The organism is Streptomyces sp. NP-1717 (assembly GCF_022695985.1).
Taxonomy (GTDB): Bacteria; Actinomycetota; Actinomycetes; order Streptomycetales; family Streptomycetaceae; genus Streptomyces.
Genome location: NZ_JAAPBF010000435.1, coordinates 1 through 2,138 on the forward strand (window position 1 = coordinate 1; position 2,138 = coordinate 2,138).

Below are 2,138 nucleotides of genomic sequence, written 5' to 3' on the forward strand. Positions count from 1 at the left end.
CGCGTCCACCGAACCGCTGCTGGCGCGTGCGGCGAAGCCCTGGCAGCGCTACGTCCCGTACGTCGTCGCCCTCGGCTTCGCCGCCGCGCTGCTGCCCGTCACGGTGACCGTGCTCGTCCAGGACTACGGGCTGGCCGGCGGCTGGGCGGGGTCGCTCGCCACCGCGCAGGCCGCGCCGCTGCTGCTCGCCGTGACCCGGCCCCTCCAGGCGTGGTGGATCGTCTTCACGGCGGACATCGTCGGCGCGGTGCTGCTCCTGACCACGGCGGACGACCTCGACGGCCGGTCCTGGCCGTGGACACCGATGGTGGTCGTCGGCTACCTGGTGCTGATGGTCTGCCTGGGGCTGCGCGAGCCGCGCCGGACGCTGCTCGCCGTCTGGCTCTCGACGGGGGCGGCGGGGCTGGTCTTCGAGCTGGTCTCGCAGGACCGCAGCGACGGTGTGCAGCTGCTGCTGTTCGTACTCAGCGGCGTGATCCTGCTGGTCACGGCGGCCGTGCGGGAGCGCGGGGACGCCCAGCGCAGGCTGGTGGAGCAGGAGACGATCAGCGAGGTCGAACGCGCGCAGCGCACGCTGCTGGAGGAACGGGCCCGTATCGCACGGGAGTTGCACGACGTGGTCGCCCACCACATGTCCGTGATCACGGTGCAGGCGGACTCGGCGCCGTACCGGATCGAGGGGCTGCCGGAGGCGGCGCGCGAGGAGTTCTCGACGATCGCCGCCGGGGCGCGCGAGTCGCTGACCGAGATGCGGCGGCTGCTGGCGGTGCTGCGCAGCGACGGCTCGGCGGGGGAACGGGCGCCGCAGCCGGGGCTGGGGCGCGTACAGCAGCTCGTGGAGGCGACGGTACGGGCCGGGGTGCCGGCCGAGCTGTCCCTGCCGTCGGATCTCGGCGCCGTGCCGCCGTCCGTGGACCTCTCCGCGTACCGCATCGTCCAGGAGGCCCTGTCCAACGTCGTACGGCACGCGCCCGAGGCCCCGACGCGGGTCTCGGTGACCTCGGACGGCGACTGGCTGACGGTGCTCGTCGTCAACGGGCCCGCGACCGCCCGCACGTCACCGCTGGAGACCTCCGGCACCGGCCACGGGCTGATCGGTATGCGTGAACGCGTACGGTTGACCGGCGGCACGCTGGACACCGGACCGCTGCCGGACGGCGGGTTCCGGGTGGCCGCGAGGCTGCCGCTGGCGCCGGACACCGACCCGACCGCGAAGGACCCGACCCCGAAGGACCCGACGTGACCATCCGCGTGATCATCGTGGACGACCAGGCCATGGTGCGGGCGGGGTTCGCCGCGCTGCTGTCGGCGCAGGCCGACATAGACGTGGTCGGCGAGGCGCCGGACGGACGCCAGGGCATCGAGGTAAGCCGCCGCACCCATCCCGACGTGGTCCTGATGGACGTCCGAATGCCGGAGATGGACGGCCTGGCGGCGGCCCGCGCGCTGCTGGACCCGCCGGCGGGGGTGGTGCACCGCCCGAGGGTGCTGATGCTGACCACGTTCGACGTGGACGACTACGTGTACGAGGCGCTGCGCGCGGGGGCGTCCGGGTTCCTCCTCAAGGACGCGCCGCCGGCGGACCTGATCTCGGCGGTCCGCGTGGTCGCGGCGGGCGAGGCGCTGCTGGCGCCGTCCGTGACGCGCCGCCTGATCGCGGACTTCGCGCAGCTGGGGCGCCCGGTGGCGCGCAAGGACCGCTCGCTGCGGCTGAAGGGGCTGACGCCGCGCGAGACGGAGGTGCTGGAGCTGATCGCGCGGGGTCTGTCGAACCAGGAGATCGCGGAACATCTGATCCTCGCGGAGCAGACGGTGAAGACGCATATCGGGCGGGTGCTGGCGAAGTTGGGGTTGCGGGACAGGGCGCAGGCGGTGATCTTCGCGTACGAGTCGGGACTGGTTGCCCCCGGCGGTTGAGGGGGCGTCTCCGCGTCTGCGGGTGGGTGGGTGGTTTTGGCCTCAATCGCCGGCCGGGCTTGTTGTGGTTGCGGTGGTGGCCGGGTGCCGCTCCGGGGTCATGCCCGGACGGCGTGATTTACGGCGCGTGCAAGGCTCGTTGGTCTCAGGGGAGCCCGCATTCACACGCGCCACAAATCAGCCTGAGTGTCCGGACACGACCCCTGCGCGTCCCCCTTCCG

At 73.0% G+C, this 2,138-nt stretch carries 2 protein-coding genes; both read left to right on the plus strand.

The features are described 5' to 3' along the window. The first annotated feature begins 16 nt into the window (after window positions 1-16). Window positions 17-1,243 carry a histidine kinase gene (locus tag GXP76_RS35280; RefSeq protein WP_374363725.1) on the plus strand — a complete coding sequence of 409 codons (1,227 nt, stop codon included), beginning with the start codon at window positions 17-19 and terminating at the stop codon, window positions 1,241-1,243. Further along, a complete protein-coding gene (locus GXP76_RS35285; RefSeq protein ID WP_242575699.1) occupies window positions 1,240-1,917 on the plus strand; it encodes a response regulator transcription factor in 678 nt (225 codons plus the stop codon). Before GXP76_RS35280 ends, GXP76_RS35285 begins: the two co-directional genes overlap by 4 nt. Window positions 1,918-2,138 lie beyond the last annotated feature (221 nt).